We start from the raw sequence: 19148 nt of genomic DNA, 5'->3' as shown, positions 1-19148 counted from the left end.
TTCCCCACATGATCCTCGTGGCCGCCCTGGAGGTTCCGTGGTACAGGCGTACATCCTGATCCAGACGGAGGTCGGCAAGGCGTCGACCGTCGCCGAGACGATCAGCAAGATCCCTGGAGTCATCCAGGCCGAGGACGTGACGGGACCCTACGACGTCATCGTGCGCGCCCAGGCCGACACAGTCGACGACCTGGGTCGCATGGTGGTCGCCAAAGTCCAGCAAGTGGACGGCATCACCCGCACCCTGACCTGCCCGGTCGTCCATCTGTAGCCCCGTCTACTGTTGGCCGGTGAACTCTTTCCGTCACCGGCGCATTTCTGTCCTCGGGCTGCCCGCGCTCGTCCTGCTGATCACCACCGCGGGCTGCTCATCAGCAGACGACAGTGCGTCGGCGGCGGTTCCCAGCCCTGGCGCGACGGCCAGGAAGCTGTGTCAGAACCTCGACAAGGTACTGCCGGCCAAGGTGGACGGTGAGCGCCGTGAGGACCCCTCTCCCGCGTCCGCGCTGACCGCGGGGTGGGGGGACCCGGCGATCATACTGCGGTGCGGTGTCGCGAGGCCGCCGAAGATGGTCGACCCCAAGGTGGCCGAGGGCCGGGACCCGAACGCGGTGGCCGGTGGCGTGGAAGGCGTCAATTGGCTGATGGAGAAGCAGGACGGCGGCGGGTACCGGTTCACGAGCGCGAGCCGTCGCGCGTATGTCGAGGTCAGCGTGGAGCAGGGCCGGGACAGTTCGTCGGTGCTGATCGACCTGGCCCCGGCCATCAAGAAGGCGATCCCCGCAGGGATCGCCGACTTGACGGTGAGCAACTGAGCGGTACGCAGCCGCGCGGTTCGCGTCCGACCGGTACGGCCGTCACCTGAGCCCGGTCGACCGCCGCAGCGCCGCCTGGATCAGCAGGTCCACCAGGTCCGGATAGCTGATCCCGCTCGCCTGCCACATCTGCGGGTACATCGAGATCGGCGTGAAACCGGGCATCGTGTTGATCTCGTTGATCACGAACTCCCCGTCCTCGGTGAGGAAGAAGTCCGCCCGCACCAGGCCCTCGCACGAGGCCGCCTCGAAGGCGTCCACGGCCAGGCTCTGCACGTCGGCCGTCTGCTCCGGCGTGAGCGGCGCCGGCACGATCCCCGGCGTGGAGTCGATGTACTTGGCCTCGAAGTCGTAGTACGCGTGGGCGTCCGGCGGCGGGATCTCGGCCGGTGCGGAGGCACGCGGGCCGTCCTCGAACTCCAGCACCCCGCACTCGATCTCCCGGCCGCGCAGCGCCGCCTCGACAAGGATCTTCGGGTCGTGCCGCCGGGCCTCGGCGATCGCCTCGTCCAGCCCCGCCAGGTCCTCGACCTTGGTGATGCCGATCGACGAACCCGCCCGCGCGGGCTTCACGAACAGCGGCCAGCCGTGGTCACCGGCGAGGTCGATGATCTTCTTGCGGGCGCCGGACTCGTCCTGCTCCCACTCGCGCGGCCGGATCACCACGTACGGGCCCACCTTGAGCCCGAACGAGGTGAACACCCGCTTCATGTACTCCTTGTCCTGGCCGACGGCCGAGGCGAGCACGCCCGAACCGACGTACGGCACCCCGGAGAGCTCCAGCAGGCCCTGGAGGGTGCCGTCCTCGCCGTAGGGCCCGTGCAGCACCGGGAAGACGACGTCGATCTCACCGAGGGCCTTGGGCACCGATCCGGGCTCCGTGTAGACGACTTCGCGGTTCGCCGGGTCGACGGGGAGCACCACGCCGCCCTCGCTCGACTCGGCCAGCTGCTCGACGTTGGGCGTCCGGCGCTCGCTGATCGCCATGCGTTCCGGTTCGTCGGCGGTGAGCACCCAGCGGCCACTCTGCGTGATGCCGATCGGCAGGACGTCGTACTTCGTCCGGTCGATGGCGCGCAGTACGGCGCCGGCGGTGACCATGGAGATCCCGTGCTCGGAGCTGCGACCGCCGAACACGACGGCCACGCGCGGCTTGCGGGGCGGCTGGTCAGGGCTCTGGGGGAGGTTCTCGGTGCTCATATCGCGTTGAGCGTACCCGCCCGTAGGGGCCGAGTCAGCGTCCGGAGGGTGGCGTTCGCTCAGCGTCGCTCGGGCTTCGCGCTGCGCGACATCAGCTCCTTGAGGGCGACCACCGGCGGCTTGCCCTCGTGCACGATGCCGACGACCGTCTCCGTGATCGGCATGTCGACGCCGTGCCTGCGGGCCAGATCCAGCACGGACTCACAGGACTTGACGCCCTCGGCGGTCTGCTTTGTGACCGCGATGGTCTCCTGCAGGGTCATGCCCTTGCCGAGGTTGGTGCCGAAGGTGTGGTTGCGGGACAGCGGCGAGGAGCAGGTCGCCACCAGGTCGCCCAGGCCCGCGAGTCCGGAGAACGTCAGCGGGTCGGCGCCCAGCGCGACCCCGAGCCGGGTCGTCTCGGCGAGGCCGCGCGTGATGAGCGAGCCCTTGGCGTTGTCGCCGAGGCCCATGCCGTCCGCGATGCCGACGGCGAGACCGATGACGTTCTTCACGGCACCGCCGAGTTCGCAACCCACCACGTCCGTATTGGTGTACGGGCGGAAGTACGGCGTGTGGCAGGCGGCCTGGAGCCTCTGGGCGACGGCCTCGTCGGTGCAGGCGACCACCGCGGCGGCCGGCATCCGCGCGGCGATCTCACGCGCGAGGTTGGGTCCGGTGACCACGGCGATGCGGTCGTGGCCGACCTTGGCGACGTCCTCGATGACCTCGCTCATCCGCATGGTGGTGCCGAGTTCGACGCCCTTCATCAGGGACACCAGGACCGTGCCCGGCGCGAGCAGCGGCGTCCACTCGGCGAGGTTGGCGCGCAGGGTCTGGGAGGGGACGGACAGCACCGTGAAGTCGGCGCCCGCCATGGCCTCGGCCGGGTCCGTGGTCGCCCGCACGCCTTGCGGGAGCTCGACGCCGGGGAAGTAGTCGGGGTTCGTCCGGGTCGAGTTGATGGCCTCGGCGATCTCCTCGCGACGGGCCCACAGGGTGACCTCGCACCCCGCGTCGGCGAGGACGATGGCGAAGGCGGTGCCCCACGAACCGGCGCTCAGGACCGCCGCCTTGACGGGCTTGCTCACGTGCCCTGCCCTTCTTCCTGCTCGGCCTTCGGCGCTTGCGTCCGCTGGGTCTGCGCGGCAGTCCTGCGCCGCTGCTCGATGCGCTCCTGGCGCGGGTCGTACGGCGCCTCGGGCGCCTTCTCGCCGCGGATCTCCTCCAGGTGGCGGGTGATGGCGGCCATGATGACCTCCGTCGCCTCCTTCAGCAGCTCCGGGGTCATCTCCTTGTCGTAGAAACGCGCGAGGTCCACGGGCGGGCCCGCGAGCACCCGGTGGGTCTTGCGCGGACGGAGGTTGAGCTTCTTGGCGTACGGCGGCAGCAGTTCGTTGGCGCCCCACTGCGCGACGGGAATCACCGGGCACTTGGTCTGCAGGGCGACGCGTGCGGCACCGGTCTTGCCGGTCATGGGCCACTGGTCGGGGTCGCGGGTGATGGTGCCCTCGGGGTAGAACGCGACGCACTCGCCGCGCTCCACGGCGTCGATCGCGGCACGGAAGGCGCTCAGCGCGTCCGTCGTCTCCCGGTAGACGGGGATCTGCCCGGTGCCGCGCATCGCGGCGCCGACGAATCCCTTCTTGAAAAGCCCGCTCTTCGCCAGGAATCGCGGAACCCGGCCGGTGTTGTACTGAAAGTGCGCGTAAGCGAAGGGATCGATGTGCGAATTGTGGTTCACCGCGGTGATAAATCCACCCTCGGCCGGAATGTGCTCCATTCCACGCCAGTCCCGCTTGATCAGAACCACCAACGGCGGTTTGCAGAGCACCGCGGCGAAGCGGTACCAGAAGCCGATTCTGCGGCGGGGCACGCGCGCACCTTCCTCTAGGGATCAAGGACATCGGGCCGGGGGGCCGCACAAGTGTCGCCCCAGGCCGCCGGTCTGTCGAGAACACGGTACGCCTCGCGACCGCGACCGCCAGATGCCCCTGGTGACGGCTGAGTGACAATGACCGCGACGAGAGAGGGGCGGAACACCGGTGCAGTGGACCTTGGTCGTACCCCTGAAGCCCTTGGCGCGGGCGAAGAGCAGGCTCGCGGACACCGCGGCGGACGGGCTGCGCCTGGGCCTGGCCCTCGCCTTCGCGCAGGACACCGTGGCCGCGGCGCTGGCCTGCCCGGCCGTGAAGGATGTGGCAGTCGTCACGGACGACGCCCTGGCCGGCCGCGAGCTGGGCGCACTTGGCGCGCACATCGTCCCCGACGAGCCGGGCGACGGCCTGAACGCGGCGCTCGCGCACGGGGCGGCGATCGTACGCTCGTCCCGCCCCGAAAGCCCCGTAGCGGCCCTGAACGCCGACCTCCCCGCCCTGCGCCCACTGGAATTGGCCCGCGTCCTGGACTCGGCAGCGGAATTCCCCCGCGCTTTCCTCCCGGACGCGGCGGCAATCGGCACGACTCTGCTGTCCGCCGCCCCCGGATATGAATTGCTGCCGTCATTCGGCACGGATTCACGAGCTCGCCATCGCCGCTCCGGGGCGGTGGAACTGTGCCTCGACGAGGTGGATTCCGTACGCCAGGACGTGGACACCGGCGACGATCTACGGGCAGCGCTGACCTTGGGCGTGGGCCCACGCACGGCGGCGATGGCAGCAAGGCTGCTGATCACGGGCCAATAGCCGTGCCGCCCCGAAGGGGCGCACGGCCAGGGGCGCGGGGAACTGCGCGACCAGCCACGACGCACCCGCACCTGGCAGCCGTTCGCAACCCCCAACGGCGCGCTCCCGCACCACGGCGGACATTAGGCTGGCCGTCATGCAGGCCACCGCATACACCTACGACGCCGAATCCCACTCCGGCAGCGTCCTCCTGGACGACGGCACCCCCGTCCCCTTCGACGCCCCCGCGTTCAACGCCGGAGGCCTCCGCCTGTTGCGCCCCGGCCAGCGGGTACGCATCGAGACCGAGGGCAAGGGCGATTCCCTGCGCATCACACTGATCACCCTGCAGACCTTCTGAGACACCGAACCCCGAAACGCCGCGGGCCGGACTCCCAACGGAGTCCGGCCCGGCGCGTGAGTGCCCTTTCGCGGTCCTACCTGCTGCGCGTGGTCCTCTTCGCAGTGGACTTGCGCGCCGTCGACTTCTTGGCCGGCGCCTTCTTGGCGGTCGCCTTCTTCGCCGGGGCCTTCTTGGCCGTCGCCTTCTTGGCGGTGGCCTTCTTCGCCGCGGTGGTCTTCTTGGCGGCGGCCGTCGTCTTCTTGGCCGTCGTCTTCTTCGCGGTGGTCTTCTTCGCCGCGGCCGTCGTCTTCTTGGCCGTCGTCTTCTTCGCGGTCGTCTTCTTCGCCGCGGCCGCCTTGGTGGTCTTCTTCGCGGCGGCCTTCTTGACCGTCGCCGCGGCACCACCGGTCAGGCTGCCCTTGGGCGCCTTCTTGACGGCGACCTCGCCGCCCCGCGGGAGCTTCTTCGAGCCGCTCACCAGGTCCTTGAAGCCCTGACCCGCACGGAAGCGCGGAACGGAGGTCTTCTTGACCCGAACCCGCTCGCCCGTCTGAGGGTTACGGGCGTAACGGGCCGGGCGGTCGACCTTCTCGAACGAACCGAAGCCGGTGACCGAGACCCGCTCACCCGCGACGACCGCGCGGACGATGGCGTCCAGGACATGGTCGACAGCCTCGGCGGCCTGCTGACGGCCGCCCATCTTGTCGGCAATCGCTTCTACGAGCTGCGCCTTGTTCACGTCTTCCCCTTCGGAGACATCGCCAGAACGAAAGTGTTCAAGCTTTTTCGCACGTTAGGCAGATATATACCGCAAATCAAACACGAAACGGGCTAATCACCCTTGTGCCGCAACAGACTCGACGGTCTCGAAGGTGTTCAGCGTTCCTCTTCGGGGAATCGCCCCGCGTCGAGGTCCGCGATGAACCGCTCCAGACGCCTTGTCGCTTCGGCTACGTCGTGCTTGGCCGCGGCCGTAATGACCAGCAGCTTCCGGGTCAGCGCCATCCGTACGCCCTCCGGGACTTGCAGTGCGCGCACTCTTGTGTGCGCTTCCTTCAGTTGGTCCGCGACTGCCGCATAGAGCTCGAGTTGGCCGTCGTGTTCCATGCACAGATTGTGCCATCTGGGGCGAGTTGTCGCCTGCCAGGGGTGCAACTCCGGCCTCAAATGGCCTTCCGGGCACTTGCGGAAGCCGCGATCACAGTACTCGCGTACCCCGGCAACCCCCTTCGTAACGTGGGGAGTTGAGCTCGGCGCCGGGCACGGCGGGGGCCGTTCGGGTGCAGACATGGCAGTACCCCCGATCGGGGCCGATCGGGGGTACTGGGAGGGTGTTTCGGTGTCCGAAAGTCGCCTTGCGCGGCGGCTTCGGATCAGCCCTGGAGCGTGCGCGGCTTGAACGACGGACGCTTCGCCTCGTAGGCGGCGATGTCGTCCTCGTTCTGCAGGGTGATCGAGATGTCGTCGAGGCCGTTCAGCAGCCGCCAGCGGGAGTTCTCGTCCAGCTCGAAGGCGGCGGTGATGCCCTCGGCGCGCACCTCGCGGGCCTCGAGGTCGACCGTGATCTCGGCCTGCGGGTCCTGCTCGGTGAGCTCCTGCAGCGCGTCCACGATCTTCTGCTCCAGAACCACCGTGAGCAGGCCGTTCTTGAGCGAGTTGCCGCGGAAGATGTCCGCGAAGCGCGAGGAGATGACGGCCTTGAAGCCGTAGTTCTGCAGCGCCCACACCGCGTGCTCACGCGACGAACCCGTACCGAAGTCAGGACCGGCGACCAGCACCGTGGCGCCTTCGCGCTCGGGCCGGTTGAGCACGAACTCGGAGTCCTTGCGCCAGGCCTCGAACAGCCCGTCCTCGAACCCGTCCCGGGTCACCTTCTTGAGCCAGTGAGCAGGGATGATCTGGTCGGTGTCGACGTTGCTGCGGCGCAGCGGGACGGCCCGACCGGTGTGCTTGGTGAATGCTTCCATGACTCTCAGACTCCAGCGGGCACAGGGGCGTCGGACAGATCGGCGGGCGAGGCCAGGTGGCCCAGCACGGCGGTCGCGGCGGCGACCTGCGGCGACACCAGGTGCGTACGACCGCCCTTGCCCTGCCGGCCCTCGAAGTTGCGGTTGGAGGTGGACGCGGAGCGCTCACCCGGGGCCAGCTGGTCGGGGTTCATGCCCAGACACATCGAGCAGCCCGCGTGCCGCCATTCGGCGCCGGCCTCCTTGAAGACGACGTCCAGGCCCTCGGAAACGGCCTGCAGACCCACCCGCGCGGAGCCCGGCACAACCAGCATCCGTACGCCGTCGGCGACTTTGCGGCCCTTGACGAGCTCGGCGGCGGCGCGCAGGTCCTCGATGCGGCCGTTGGTGCACGAGCCTACGAAGACGGTGTCCACCTTGATGGAGCGCAGCGGCTGGCCGGCCTCCAACCCCATGTATTCCAGGGCCTTTTCGGCGGCGAGGCGCTCCGAAGCGTCTTCGTACGAAGCCGGGTCGGGGACGTCCGCCGAAAGCGGCGCGCCCTGGCCCGGGTTGGTGCCCCAGGTGACGAACGGCGACAGTTCGGCGGCCTCGATCACGACCTCGGCGTCGAACTCGGCGTCCTCGTCCGTCTTCAGCGTCTTCCAGTACGCGACTGCCGCGTCCCAGTCCTCGTCCTTGGGCGCGTGCGGACGGCCCTTGAGGTATTCGAAGGTGGTCTCGTCGGGGGCGATCATGCCCGCGCGGGCGCCGGCCTCGATCGACATGTTGCAGATGGTCATGCGGGCCTCCATCGAGAGCTTCTCGATGGCGGAGCCGCGGTACTCCAGGACATAGCCCTGGCCGCCGCCCGTACCGATCTTGGCGATGATCGCCAAGATCAGGTCCTTGGCGGTGACGCCGTCGGGCAGCTCACCGTTGACCGTGATGGCCATGGTCTTCGGGCGGACCAGCGGCAGCGTCTGGGTGGCCAGCACGTGCTCCACCTGGGAGGTGCCGATGCCGAACGCCAGACCGCCGAAGGCGCCGTGCGTGGAGGTGTGGGAGTCACCGCAGACCACGGTCATGCCGGGCTGGGTCAGACCCAGCTGCGGGCCGACGACGTGCACGACGCCCTGCTCGACGTCGCCCAGCGGGTGCAGCCGCACGCCGAACTCGGCGGCGTTCTTGCGCAGCGTCTCCAGCTGGACACGGGAGACCGGGTCCGCGATGGGTTTGTCGATGTCGAGGGTCGGGGTGTTGTGATCCTCGGTGGCGATGGTCAGGTCGAGCCGGCGCACCTGGCGACCGCTCTTACGGAGGCCGTCGAAGGCCTGCGGGCTGGTCACCTCGTGCAGCAGGTGCAGATCGATGAAGAGGAGGTCGGGCTCGCCCTCGGCGCGCCGGACGACGTGGTCGTCCCAGACCTTCTCCGCGAGTGTCCTACCCATCGCTTTCCCTTCGGCCGGTCTACGGTCCACCGGCCCAACTAGAGATCTTGAGAAGGCGGCCACCACCCGCGCCCCTGCTACCGGGCGTCCGCCGCCGGGCCCGCGCTGGTCCGCGGGCCGCTCTGCCTTCGTTCTTCCAGAGTGGCGCGTTCCACGGAAAATTGAACTTGCGTTTCACAGAGTGAGACGCGAGTATCGTTTCATGGACAACAGTAGCGGCGTCGGCGTTCTGGACAAGGCAGCCCTTGTCCTGAGCGCCCTGGAGTCCGGTCCGGCCACCCTCGCAGGGCTCGTCTCGGCCACCGGACTGGCACGACCCACGGCCCACCGGCTGGCCGTGGCTCTGGAACACCACCGCATGGTGGCGCGTGACATGCAGGGCCGTTTCATTCTCGGCCCTCGACTTGCGGAACTGGCCGCGGCGGCCGGTGAGGATCGTCTCCTCGCCACGGCGGGCCCGGTCCTCACCCACCTCCGTGACATCACCGGCGAGAGCGCACAGCTCTACCGCCGCCAAGGCGACATGCGCATCTGCGTCGCCGCGGCGGAACGCCTGTCCGGCCTTCGGGACACGGTCCCGGTCGGCTCGACGCTCACGATGAAGGCGGGCTCCTCGGCGCAGATCCTCATGGCCTGGGAGGAGCCGGAGCGCCTGCACCGGGGCCTGCAGGGCGCCCGCTTCACGGCCACCGCGCTCTCGGGCGTACGACGCCGGGGCTGGGCCCAGTCGATCGGCGAGCGCGAGCCGGGCGTCGCGTCCGTCTCCGCACCCGTCCGCGGCCCGTCGAACCGCGTGGTGGCCGCCGTCTCGGTCTCGGGCCCCATCGAGCGCCTGACCCGCCACCCGGGCCGCATGCACGCCCAGGCGGTCATCGACGCGGCAGCCCGCCTGTCAGAGGCCCTGCGCCGAACCGGCTGACAACGCGAGATCGCCGTAGGGAAAGAGCAGCCTCAACGCCGCGGCAACTCTTTCCCAACGGTGCGGACGACGCCCCTCGGGGGCGCGGGGAACTGCGCGAGCAACCACAGACGAACCCGCAGCCGCCCCAAAAGCGCACCACCCCTCCGCTCAGGCGCTCACATCGCCCCGGACCGATGAGCGAACCGATCCTTCGCGTACCGCCCGCGCGCAGCGACCGGCACCTGCCCATGCGCCGCCGCGAGCCCGAACGCCGGCATGTCCGAGTAGATCGACTCGTACGACCCCTCCGGCACGACGTACGCCTCGTGCCACATCCCCACGTGCTGCCGGACCTTCCCCGCCTTCTCCTTGCGGTTGAAGATCGCCCAGGCCCGGCGGTGAAGCAGACCCGACGCATGCGCGTACGCGTACAGCTTCTCCTTCGACTCCCAGTACTGGACGACGTAGAAGGTCCGCGGCGAGGCCGTCAGCAGGACATGGCCGAGCAGACCGCGCTCGGGCGCCTTCCCCAGCTCGCGCAGCATCCGCGGCATGGCCACAGCCACCGGCAGCCAGTGATGCACGGCCCAGAAGTGGTTGATGCGCATGCCTATGAGCAGGACGACCACATCGCCCTCGGCGTCCGCGGTGGTGCGACCCGGTACCGGCTTGGCGAACATGACGAGCCCTCGATTCCCCTGTCGGATAGCGGCACTATCCTTGCGAGTGGTGCTTGGATAGTGGCACTCACCAAGAAGGGGCGCAACAGATGCGGCTGGCCGAACTGAGCGAGCGCAGCGGGGTGTCCACCGCGACGATCAAGTACTACCTGCGCGAAGGGCTGTTGGCGCCCGGCCGCCAGATCAACACGACGACATCCGAGTACGACGAGGAGCATCTGCGCCGGCTGCGGCTGATCCGCGCGATGATCCAGGTCAGCCGGGTGCCGGTAGCGACGGTCAGGGAGGTGCTGGGGCACGCGGACGACGAGTCCCTGCCCCGCGCGGTCCGCCTCGGCGCCGCGATGTGGGCGCTGCCGCAGGTGCCGGAGCCGGACGAGGAGGACGAGTACGTCCAGGCCGCGCACCAGGAGGTCGCCGCACTCCTGGACCAGCTCGGCTGGGAGAACGCCAAGCAGCTCACGAGCATCTCCCCCGCGTACCGCTCACTGGTGGTGGCGGTGGCCGCGTTCCGCCGGCTCGGCTACGGCTTCGGGGCCGAACTGCTCGCGCCGTACGCCGAGTTGATGCATCGGACGGCCGTACTCGACCTGGACAACATGGAGACGTACCCGACGGAGGCGGAGCGGGTCGAGTTCGCGATCCTGGGGGCGATCCTCAACGAGCCGGTGCTGCAGGCGCTGCACCGGCTGGCCCAGGAAGAGGAGTCGACGCGGCGGTACGGCTTCGAGGAGTAGCCGACGCCGGGCACGACGAAGGCCCTCCGCCGAAGCGAAGGGCCTTCATGTGGTACCCCCGACCGGATTCGAACCGGCGCTACCGCCTTGAGAGGGCGGCGTGCTAGGCCGCTACACAACGGGGGCGTGGACTCTGCGTTTCCGCAGGTCCGAGCTGGTCTACCTGGACTCGAACCAAGACTAACTGAACCAGAATCAGTCGTGCTGCCAATTACACCATAGACCAATGTGGTTTAGACCAGTTCGTACCCCCGACCGGATTCGAACCGGCGCTACCGCCTTGAGAGGGCGGCGTGCTAGGCCGCTACACAACGGGGGCCCTAGCGATCCCGAGAAGATCGGAACCAGTACCCCCGACCGGATTCGAACCGGCGCTACTGCCTTGAGAGGGCAGCGTGCTAGGCCGCTACACAACGGGGGCTTTGCAGATGAGCTCTGCGAGCTGGCCTACCTGGACTCGAACCAAGACTAACTGAACCAGAATCAGTCGTGCTGCCAATTACACCATAGGCCACTGGAACGCAAGCCCCTGAGGGGATCTTGTTCTAGTTTGCTCCTCCAGGTTTCCGGCCTTTCGGCCCGCTCCCCGGCGGCGCAGGAAGAACATTACCTGAAGGTGGACGGGGCTCCAAAACGGGTATCCGCGCCGAGGAGCGCGGGGAGTTCGCCCAGGGAGGCGATCCGGTGCGGCCCGCCGGGGGCATCGGCGCTGGTGTACACGCCGTCACGGTCGATCCACACGGACAGCAGCCCGGCCTCCGCGGCACCGCGCCCGTCGATCTCCGGGTGATCGCCGACATACGCGACCTGGTGCGGGGCGAGCTCCAGAGCGGCGCAGGCTGCGTGGAAGGCGCCGGCCTCCGGCTTGGAGACGCCCAGCTCGGCCGCGCACAGGATCGCCTCGAAGCGGTCGTGCACGCCGAGCACACGCAGCTTGTGGTCCTGGACGTGGATGCTGGAGTTGGACAGCACCGCGTGCCGGTGGCTGGCGGCGAGGGCGTCCAGGACCGGCAGGACGTCCGGGAAGAGGGCCCATACGGTCTCGTAGTGCGCGATGTAGCGCCGGAACCAGGCGTCGGCCTCGGCGTCGCTCAGTTCCTCGCCCAGGAACGCCCGTACGCGGTCCCGGCGCTGCCCCTCGAAGGACACCTCGCCCGCCGAGAACCGCGCCCACTGCACGTCGGTGATCTGCCGCCAGCCCGCGATGGCCTGCTCGACGCTGTCGTACGCGGCCAGCAGCCCCTCGGCCGCCAGATGCAGGCGCATTCCGGCGCGGTCCGCACCGGTGTAATCGAAGAGGGTGTCGTCGACGTCCCAGACCACGGCCCGAATGCTCATGATCCGACGGTAACCCGGAGGGCGGGAGTCCGTCCGTCAGTTGGCCGTCGTCGTGGACACACGAAGGGCGGCGCCCGAACCGGACGCCGCCCTCCATGCGAACGGGCTATGCGGCGAGCTTCGCCAGTGCCGCGTCGATCCGGGCCAGGGTCTTCTCCTTGCCCAGGACCTCCAGGGACTCGAAGAGCGGCAGGCCGACCGTGCGGCCGGTGACGGCGACGCGGACCGGGGCCTGGGCCTTGCCGAGCTTGAGGCCGTGAGCCTCGCCGGCGGCCAGGACGGCCTCCTTCAGGGAGTCCGGAGAGGTCCAGTCGGCCGCGTCCAGCTTCTCGCGGGCGGTGCGCAGGAGGGCGTCCGAGCCCTCCTTCATGGCCTTCGTCCAGGACGGCTCGTCGAAGACCGGCTCGGCGAGGAAGAGGAAGTCGACGTTGTCCGTGATCTCGGAGAGGACCTTCAGGCGCGTCTGGGCGTGCGGGGCGATCGCGTGCCACTTGGCCTCGTCGAAGTCCTCCGGTGCCCAGGGGGCGAACGGGGCCGTCAGCCAGGGGGCGCAGCGCTCGGTGAAGTCCTTCACCTCGAGCAGGCGGATGTGGTCGCCGTTGATCGACTCGCACTTCTTCAGGTCGAAGCGGGCCGGGTTGGGCTGCACGTCGGCGATGTCGAAGGCCGCGACCATCTCGTCCGTCGTGAAGATGTCCTGGTCGGCGGAGAGCGACCAGCCGAGCAGGGAGAGGTAGTTGAGCAGGCCCTCCGGCAGGAAGCCGCGCTCGCGGTAGAGGTTCAGCGACGACTGCGGGTCGCGCTTGGAGAGCTTCTTGTTGCCCTCGCCCATCACGTACGGCAGGTGGCCGAAGGACGGGATCTGCTTGGCGATTCCCAGCTCCATCAGCGCCTTGTACAGGGCGATCTGACGGGGCGTCGAGGAGAGCAGGTCCTCGCCGCGCAGGACGTGGGTGATCTCCATCAGGGCGTCGTCGACCGGGTTGACGAGGGTGTACAGCGGGGCGCCGTTCGCGCGGACGATGCCGTAGTCGGGCACGTTCTCCGGCGTGAACGTCAGCTCGCCGCGGACCAGGTCCGTGAAGGTGATCGTCTCGTCGGGCATGCGGAAGCGGACGATCGGCTCGCGGCCCTGCGCCTTGTACTCCTCGACCTGCGCCTCGGTCAGCTCGCGGCAGTGGCCGTCGTAGCCGGAGGGCTTGCCGGCGGCGCGGGCGGCCTCGCGGCGGGTGTCCAGCTCGTCCTGGGAGCAGTAGCAGTGGTAGGCGTGGCCGCCGTCCAGGAGCTTGGCCGCGACGTCCTTGTAGAGGTCCATGCGCTGCGACTGGCGGTACGGCGCGTGCGGGCCGCCCACCTCGGGGCCCTCGTCCCAGTCGAAGCCCAGCCAGCGCATCGCGTCGAGCAACTGGTTGTACGACTCCTCCGAGTCGCGGGCCGCGTCGGTGTCCTCGATGCGGAAGACCAGAGTGCCCTGGTGGTGCCGGGCGAACGCCCAGTTGAACAGGGCGGTGCGGACCAGGCCCACATGGGGGTTACCGGTGGGCGAGGGACAGAAACGGACGCGAACGGGAGTGCCGGGTGCGCTAGCCACGCTTGACAACCTTGTTGGTGAGAGTGCCGATGCCTTCGATGGTGACGGCGACCTCGTCGCCGACGGTGAGCGGCCCGACGCCTGCCGGGGTGCCCGTGAGGATCACGTCGCCGGGGAGCAGCGTCATGGCCTCGGAGATGTTGACGATCAGGTCCTCGATGGAGTGGATCATCTCGCTGGTGCGGCCGAGCTGACGCTGTTCGCCGTTGACCGTGAGCTGGATCGTCAGGTCGGACGCGGTCTCGACGTCCAGGTCGGTCTCCACCCAGGGGCCCAGCGGGCAGGAGGTGTCGAAGCCCTTGGCCCGGGCCCACTGCTTCTCGCGCTTCTGGACGTCACGGGCGGTGATGTCGTTGGCGCACGTGAAGCCGAAGATCACGTCCTTGACGCGCTCGCGCGGGACCTCGCGGCACATACGGCCGATGACCACGGCCAGTTCGGCCTCGTGGTGGAGGTCCTCGGTGAAGGACGGGTACTGGATCTCGTCGCCGGGGCCGATCACCGCGGTGGACGGCTTGAAGAAGGCGAACGGGGCGTCGGGCACCTCGTTGCCGAGTTCGCGGGCGTGCTCGGCGTAGTTGCGGCCGAAGGCCACGACCTTGTTGGGGAGTACCGGCGGCAGCAGCCTGACCTTGGCCAGCGGGACCTTGGTACCGGAGAGCTCGAAGTCCGCGAACGGGATGCCCTTGATGATGTCGAGGACGAGCTCGTCCGGCTTGTCGCCCTCGACCGCGCCGAAGGCGACGTTCCCGTCGATGGAGAATCTGGCGATGCGCACGGGATCCTGGCGCCCCTCACTTGAGCCGGCTGGAGTCTGACGCTCCAGGCTAACGCGGGGAGGGGTGGGCGCCTCGCGCATTACCGCGGGCGCCCCGGCCGTCGTACTGCCGAGGGCGCCCTGGCAGTCGTACGTGATTGAACAATCGGCACCGCGCCCGCGTACTACTGGGCGGCGGCGGTGGCGGGGATCTCCACGAGGATGGTGCGCCTGGGGTTCGCGGTCTGCGTGGGAAGATCGACGGAGTGCTCCGGCAGCTGCGGGGTCTGCAGTTCGTCGGCGTCGTCGAGGTGCGCCAGCGTCGTGCGCCGCGGGTTGGCTATCGTGCGGAACATCGTCGTCGTCTTCACGGTTCTACTGAGTCCTGTCGTGACGGAGCGCCGGGGCCTGGCTGAGGGCCGCCTGCATCCGGGCGCGGGTTGGCAGAAACTTCCCCTCTGTAAAGCGTCAGGCTAAAACATGCGATTCCCCGGGGAAGTCATCGAGACCCCTTGATCTGTATGTGAGTTTGCTCACGAGTTGACGGATAAACCGGGCAATTCAGTCTCGCAATCCACCCCTACGAAACGGACATTGACCCCCTGAAGCCAACATTCCGCTCCTGATCATGGCGACTGGGACACCTCCCGCGCGCAAGAGGATCGCGGGTATACGTCCGTTATGGGTGGGATAGGTTTCTACGGCAGGTAATCTCGCCCTCACGTGGTGTCACCTAGGTCACGGCTCGACCTACGGGCCTTGTTGGAGATCCTGCACTGTGCTGGAATTCCACGGACCGCCGCAGGATCGAGCCGGCGCACAGGGGGCGCATCGAGCGCCGTGTGGCGGCGAGAAGGGGGAGCCAGCGCCGGTCACTCACGACCATCAGGGAGCGTGTTCAGGACGCTCCCCAATACGCCGACACCGTGTCCGTCCGCTCACGCGGAGGGGCGCCTGGTCCAGAGGTTGCGACGCTAGTGCAGGGACGTTTCAAGAGGGATGGCAGCGCTTCGGCGGAGCCGGAGCACGGCGGGACCGACCGAGGTCCCTCGACCCAGCACGCCCAGAACCCGGGCCCGGCACCGTCGGTCGACGGCGGTGACCGCCCCGGGCGCCCGGCCGTGTCGGCGTCTTCGGGGGCGGCGACTCCCCCCGCGCCACCGGCGAAGAAGCCGCCGAAGGGCTCCACGGGCCCCGGCGCGCGAATAGCCCTGCGCAACTGGCGTATCTCCACGCGTCTGGTGGCGCTGCTGACGCTCCCGGTGGTCGCGGCCACCTCGCTGGGCGCGCTGCGCATCAGCGACAACATGGACGACATCCAGCAGCTCGAGAACATGAAGCTGCTGACGGACATGACCAAGCGGGCCACCGAGCTCGCCGCCGCGCTCCAGGAGGAGCGCGACCAGTCCGCCGGTCCGCTCGCGCACGGCGGCAAGGCGACCGACTACACGGTGAAGGGCTTCCGGGACAAGTCGGACCGGGCCAGGGCCAGCTTCATCGAGGCGTCGGAGGAGATCGACAACAGCAGCAAGGACGGCAACCTCAGGGGCGTCCGCGACAACATCGTCCAGCTCGTCCGCGAACTGGGCACGCTCTCCGAGATCCGCAACGTCGCCTACAAGGCCGAGCGCAACTCCACGCAGACCGTGGAGGCCTACCACCGGATGATCACCCACCTGCTGGATCTCTCGCAGGACATGGCCGAGGCGACCAGCAACCCGGAGATGATCCAGAGCACGCGTGCCCTGGCCGCCTTCTCCTCGGCCAAGGAGTACGCCTCCATCCAGCGCGCGGTCCTCGCCGCGGCGCTCCCGGCGAACAGCACCTCCGACGGCGACCTGTCGGAGAACGACCGGCTCTACGCCGACTCGGCGCTGGAGAGCCAGACGTCCGAGCTGCGCAGCTTCAAGAGCATCTACGGCGCGGAGGGCGCCGAGGAGCTGCTGAAGCCGATCGGCGAGAACAACCCGACGATCAAGGCCAGCGACACCTACGCCAACCGGGCCCTGACCTCCGCGAACGGTCTGCAGTCGCTGGACAAGCGGTCGTACCGGGACTGGGTGGACGACAGCACCACCAAGATCCAGCAGATGCGCGCCATCGAGACGACGCTGCTGGAGGACATGGAGCAGAAGGCCCGCGAGCTGCGCAACGAGTCGGAGCGCGAGGCGATCATCTCCGGTGCGCTGATCCTGCTCGTGCTCGGTGTCTCGCTGGTCGGCGCCTTCGTGGTCGCCCGGTCCATGATCCGCTCGCTGCGCCGCCTGGAGGAGACCGCCACCAAGGTCGCCCAGGACCGGCTGCCCGAGCTGGTCAAGCAGCTCTCCGAGTCGGACCCGCAGGACGTCGACACCTCCGTCGAGTCGGTCGGTGTGCACTCCCGGGACGAGATCGGCCAGGTGGCCGCGGCCTTCGACGACGTGCACCGCGAGGCGGTCCGCCTCGCCGCCGAGCAGGCCCTGCTGCGGGGCAACGTCAACGCGATGTTCACCAACCTCTCGCGCCGCTCCCAGGGCCTCATCCAGCGTCAGCTCTCGCTCATCTCCGAACTGGAGTCCCGCGAGGCCGACCCGGACCAGCTGTCCTCCCTGTTCAAGCTCGACCACCTCGCGACCCGCATGCGCCGTAACGGTGAGAACCTCCTCGTCCTCGCCGGTGAGGAGCCCGGCCGCCGCTGGACCCGCCCGGTCCCGCTGGTCGACGTGCTCCGCGCCGCCGCTTCCGAGGTGGAGCAGTACGAGCGCATCGAGCTGGCCTCCGTGCCGACCACCGAAGTGGCCGGCCGGGTCGTCAACGACCTCGTGCACCTGCTCGCCGAGCTGCTGGAGAACGCCACCTCGTTCTCCTCCCCGCAGACCAAGGTCAAGGTCACCGGTCACGCGCTGCCCGACGGCCGCGTCCTGATCGAGATCCACGACACCGGCATCGGCCTCTCCCCCGAGGACCTCGCCGCGATCAACGAGCGGCTTGCCTCGCCGCCCACCGTGGACGTCTCCGTCTCCCGCCGCATGGGCCTCTTCGTGGTCGGCCGGCTGTCGCAGCGGCACGGCATCCGTATCCAGCTGCGCCCCTCCGACTCCGGTGGTACGACCGCGCTGGTCATGCTCCCCGTCGATGTCGCCCAGGGCGGCAAGAAGCCCGCTCCGGGCAAGCCCGGCCAGGGCGGTCCCGGTGCCTCCGGTGGTCCGGCCGCAGCGCAGGCCGCCGCCGGTGCGGCAGCCGCCCGTCGTCAGGCCCAGGCCGGCGGCGGCTCCCTCGGCGCGGGTGCGCCGGGTGGTGCGCTCGGTGCCGGTGCGTCCGGCGGTGGCCGGCTCGGCGCCGGTCAGGGGCCGCGGGCCGCGCTGCCCGGGCGGGACGGTGGCGGGCTGCCCGGTGGACCGGGTGCCCCGCGCGGACCGCAGGGTCCGGGCGCGCCCTCGCAGGGCCGGCCGCCGGCCGGTGCGGGCGCCGGGTTCGGTGGCCAGGCTCCGGGTGCTCCGCAGGGGCTCCAGGCCGCGGGCACCGGTCAGGATCTGTTCGGCACCGGTCAGGACTCCTTCGGTTCGGGCCAGGACCCGTTCGGTTCGGGTCAGGACCCCTTCGGCGGCTCGCGTGGCGGCTCCGGTCGCGACCAGTCCCGGCCGCAGGGCCCCGCGTCGTCGCCGTCCGCTCCCCCGTCCGCCGGTGCCGAGAAGGGCCGTCGTGGCCGTCGGCCGCAGCTGCCGCCGCGCGGTGGTGCGCGGGCCGAGCTGCCGGGCGGCAATCAGCCGCGCACCCCCAGCTGGAGCGACGAGAACGCCCAGCCGCCGGTGCCGCGCGCCTCGCTCGACACCCCGCGCGGGCACGACGAGGACCCCGCACAGACATCCCGGATGCCGCGCATCGACGACCGTCAGGGCCCTGCCTCGACGGCCGAGCTGCCGGCCGTGCCGCGCCCCGACGGCCGCTCGGGCCCGGGCTCGGTCCCGGACTTCCCCCGCCCCGGTACGACCGGACAGCAGGACTCGGGTCAGTTCGTCCGCCCCGACGTGTTCGGCGCCCCCGGCGGGCAGAACAGCCCCTCGCAGACGGGCCAGTTCGCCGTACCGCAGGCGTACGACAGCAGCTCGACGGGCCAGCACGCCCTGCCCGGCCGCCAGAACCCCGAGTCCACCGGGCAGTACGAGCGGCCCCAGGCCAACGGCACGTACGGCGGCAACTCCGGCTACGGTGCCCCGCAGCCCCCGGCCCCGGCGCGCCCGCAGCAGCGGCCCGCCCGCCAGGAGCCGGAGGCGCTGCCGCCCGCGACGGGTCCCGGCGACGGTCGTACCCCGCTGTACGACACGCTGGAGACCAACTGGTTCCACGGCAGCCAGCAGGGTCAGCAGGGCCAGGGACACCAGCCCGGCGCCAACGGCTCCGCTCCGGCCTCCGCTCCGCAGCAGCCGCAGCAGGCTCCCGCGGCGCCCTCTCAGCCTCCCGCGTCGAACGCCGCATGGCGCAGCTCGCCGAACGACGACCTCGTCCGGCAGGCAGAGCGCGTACGGCAGCCGGCCGCGGGCGGTGTCACCACCTCCGGCCTGCCGCGCCGGGTGCCCAGGGCGAACCTCGTCCCGGGTACGGCTCAGCAGCAACAGCACCAAAGCGGTCCGGCGGTCTCGCGTGCGCCTGATGACGTACGTGGCCGGCTGACCAATCTCCGTCGGGGTATCGCGCAAGGTCGTCAGGCCGGCACCGGCCAGACGGGCAGTTTCCCGAGCCCCACTCACCAGCAGGAGCGTTAGTTGAG

Annotated in this window: 19 protein-coding genes and 5 tRNA genes; 7 read left to right on the top strand and 17 right to left on the bottom strand. The window is 69.6% G+C overall.

The window, feature by feature from the left end; genetic code table 11:
- The first annotated feature begins 37 nt into the window (after positions 1–37).
- Together ACIA8X_RS20660 and ACIA8X_RS20655 are read left to right on the top strand one after the other, a co-directional pair.
- Positions 38–271: an Lrp/AsnC family transcriptional regulator gene (locus ACIA8X_RS20660; RefSeq protein ID WP_003997603.1), complete on the top strand. Its 234-nt coding sequence runs from the start codon at positions 38–40 to the stop codon at positions 269–271.
- Positions 272–290: 19 nt separating this feature from the next.
- Positions 291–815, top strand: a complete 525-nt coding sequence (locus ACIA8X_RS20655; RefSeq protein ID WP_393450650.1) for a DUF3515 domain-containing protein — start codon at positions 291–293, stop codon at positions 813–815.
- A 42-nt stretch (positions 816–857) separates the two neighbouring features.
- On the opposite strand, the gene ACIA8X_RS20650 is transcribed toward ACIA8X_RS20655, so the two are convergent.
- Genes ACIA8X_RS20650 through ACIA8X_RS20640 form a run of 3 tightly spaced genes read right to left on the bottom strand, consistent with a single transcriptional unit; the run spans position 858 to position 3870 of the window.
- Positions 858–2015, bottom strand: a complete 1158-nt coding sequence (locus ACIA8X_RS20650; protein WP_393450653.1) for a D-alanine--D-alanine ligase family protein — start codon at positions 2013–2015, stop codon at positions 858–860.
- 59 nt (positions 2016–2074) lie between these two features.
- Entirely contained in the window at positions 2075–3085 is a 1011-nt protein-coding gene (locus ACIA8X_RS20645; RefSeq protein ID WP_393450656.1) for an NAD(P)H-dependent glycerol-3-phosphate dehydrogenase, read from the bottom strand.
- A complete protein-coding gene (locus tag ACIA8X_RS20640) occupies positions 3082–3870 on the bottom strand; it encodes a lysophospholipid acyltransferase family protein (RefSeq protein WP_393450659.1) in 789 nt (262 codons plus the stop codon). The genes ACIA8X_RS20645 and ACIA8X_RS20640 overlap by 4 nt, the downstream gene beginning before the upstream one ends.
- A 169-nt stretch (positions 3871–4039) precedes the next feature.
- Here ACIA8X_RS20640 and cofC point away from each other — a divergent pair, with 169 nt between their 5' ends.
- Positions 4040–4678 carry a 2-phospho-L-lactate guanylyltransferase gene (cofC, locus tag ACIA8X_RS20635; protein ID WP_399458840.1) on the top strand — a complete coding sequence of 213 codons (639 nt, stop codon included), beginning with the start codon at positions 4040–4042 and terminating at the stop codon, positions 4676–4678.
- Positions 4679–4814: 136 nt separating this feature from the next.
- A complete protein-coding gene (locus ACIA8X_RS20630; RefSeq protein ID WP_393450665.1) occupies positions 4815–5018 on the top strand; it encodes a hypothetical protein in 204 nt (67 codons plus the stop codon).
- Positions 5019–5094: 76 nt separating this feature from the next.
- Here the strand turns inward: ACIA8X_RS20630 and ACIA8X_RS20625 are convergent, their stop codons facing one another.
- The 4 genes from ACIA8X_RS20625 to leuC all read right to left on the bottom strand — a co-directional run bounded on the left by ACIA8X_RS20625 (position 5095) and on the right by leuC (position 8397).
- The gene (locus ACIA8X_RS20625; protein WP_093910057.1) at positions 5095–5739 is read right to left on the bottom strand and encodes an HU family DNA-binding protein; all 645 of its coding nucleotides are present in this window, start codon (positions 5737–5739) and stop codon (positions 5095–5097) included.
- Positions 5740–5876: 137 nt separating this feature from the next.
- On the bottom strand, positions 5877–6107 hold the full coding sequence (locus ACIA8X_RS20620) for a hypothetical protein (protein ID WP_093910159.1): 231 nt from the start codon (positions 6105–6107) through the stop codon (positions 5877–5879).
- 266 nt (positions 6108–6373) lie between these two features.
- Positions 6374–6967, bottom strand: coding sequence for a 3-isopropylmalate dehydratase small subunit (gene leuD / locus ACIA8X_RS20615; RefSeq protein ID WP_093910056.1), 594 nt, complete (start codon positions 6965–6967; stop codon positions 6374–6376).
- A 5-nt stretch (positions 6968–6972) separates the two neighbouring features.
- Positions 6973–8397 (bottom strand): 3-isopropylmalate dehydratase large subunit, encoded by a 1425-nt coding sequence (gene leuC, locus ACIA8X_RS20610; protein ID WP_393450669.1) that lies wholly within the window; start codon positions 8395–8397, stop codon positions 6973–6975.
- Between the two features lie 202 nt (positions 8398–8599).
- Here leuC and ndgR point away from each other — a divergent pair, with 202 nt between their 5' ends.
- A complete protein-coding gene (gene ndgR / locus ACIA8X_RS20605) occupies positions 8600–9316 on the top strand; it encodes an IclR family transcriptional regulator NdgR (protein WP_093910054.1) in 717 nt (238 codons plus the stop codon).
- A gap of 158 nt (positions 9317–9474) precedes the next feature.
- On the opposite strand, the gene ACIA8X_RS20600 is transcribed toward ndgR, so the two are convergent.
- The gene (locus tag ACIA8X_RS20600; RefSeq protein WP_393450672.1) at positions 9475–9978 is read right to left on the bottom strand and encodes a DUF4188 domain-containing protein; all 504 of its coding nucleotides are present in this window, start codon (positions 9976–9978) and stop codon (positions 9475–9477) included.
- 89 nt (positions 9979–10067) lie between these two features.
- On the opposite strand from ACIA8X_RS20600, the gene ACIA8X_RS20595 reads away from it, so the two are divergent.
- Positions 10068–10715, top strand: a complete 648-nt coding sequence (locus ACIA8X_RS20595) for a MerR family transcriptional regulator (RefSeq protein WP_393450675.1) — start codon at positions 10068–10070, stop codon at positions 10713–10715.
- 50 nt (positions 10716–10765) lie between these two features.
- Here the strand turns inward: ACIA8X_RS20595 and ACIA8X_RS20590 are convergent.
- The 9 genes from ACIA8X_RS20590 to ACIA8X_RS20550 form a co-directional block, all read right to left on the bottom strand.
- Positions 10766–10841, bottom strand: a tRNA-Glu gene (locus tag ACIA8X_RS20590).
- Between the two features lie 28 nt (positions 10842–10869).
- A tRNA-Gln gene (locus ACIA8X_RS20585) sits at positions 10870–10941 on the bottom strand.
- A 20-nt stretch (positions 10942–10961) separates the two neighbouring features.
- Positions 10962–11034: transfer RNA gene (locus ACIA8X_RS20580), tRNA-Glu, on the bottom strand.
- A gap of 29 nt (positions 11035–11063) precedes the next feature.
- Positions 11064–11136, bottom strand: a tRNA-Glu gene (locus ACIA8X_RS20575).
- A gap of 21 nt (positions 11137–11157) precedes the next feature.
- Positions 11158–11229: transfer RNA gene (locus tag ACIA8X_RS20570), tRNA-Gln, on the bottom strand.
- Between the two features lie 92 nt (positions 11230–11321).
- A complete protein-coding gene (locus ACIA8X_RS20565; protein WP_393450678.1) occupies positions 11322–12053 on the bottom strand; it encodes an HAD family hydrolase in 732 nt (243 codons plus the stop codon).
- 106 nt (positions 12054–12159) lie between these two features.
- Entirely contained in the window at positions 12160–13644 is a 1485-nt protein-coding gene (gene gltX / locus ACIA8X_RS20560) for a glutamate--tRNA ligase (protein WP_393450681.1), read from the bottom strand.
- A complete protein-coding gene (locus tag ACIA8X_RS20555) occupies positions 13637–14422 on the bottom strand; it encodes a fumarylacetoacetate hydrolase family protein (protein ID WP_393450684.1) in 786 nt (261 codons plus the stop codon). The genes gltX and ACIA8X_RS20555 overlap by 8 nt, the downstream gene beginning before the upstream one ends.
- A gap of 164 nt (positions 14423–14586) precedes the next feature.
- Positions 14587–14772, bottom strand: a complete 186-nt coding sequence (locus ACIA8X_RS20550; protein ID WP_393450687.1) for a hypothetical protein — start codon at positions 14770–14772, stop codon at positions 14587–14589.
- 606 nt (positions 14773–15378) lie between these two features.
- Here ACIA8X_RS20550 and ACIA8X_RS20545 point away from each other — a divergent pair.
- A complete protein-coding gene (locus tag ACIA8X_RS20545; protein ID WP_393450690.1) occupies positions 15379–19143 on the top strand; it encodes a nitrate- and nitrite sensing domain-containing protein in 3765 nt (1254 codons plus the stop codon).
- The last annotated feature ends 5 nt before the right edge of the window (positions 19144–19148 follow it).

Origin of the sequence: Streptomyces sp. NPDC051738 (genome assembly GCF_044453205.1) — a bacterium.
Lineage (GTDB): Bacteria > Actinomycetota > Actinomycetes > Streptomycetales > Streptomycetaceae > Streptomyces.
This window is presented reverse-complemented; position numbering and strand designations above follow the sequence as displayed.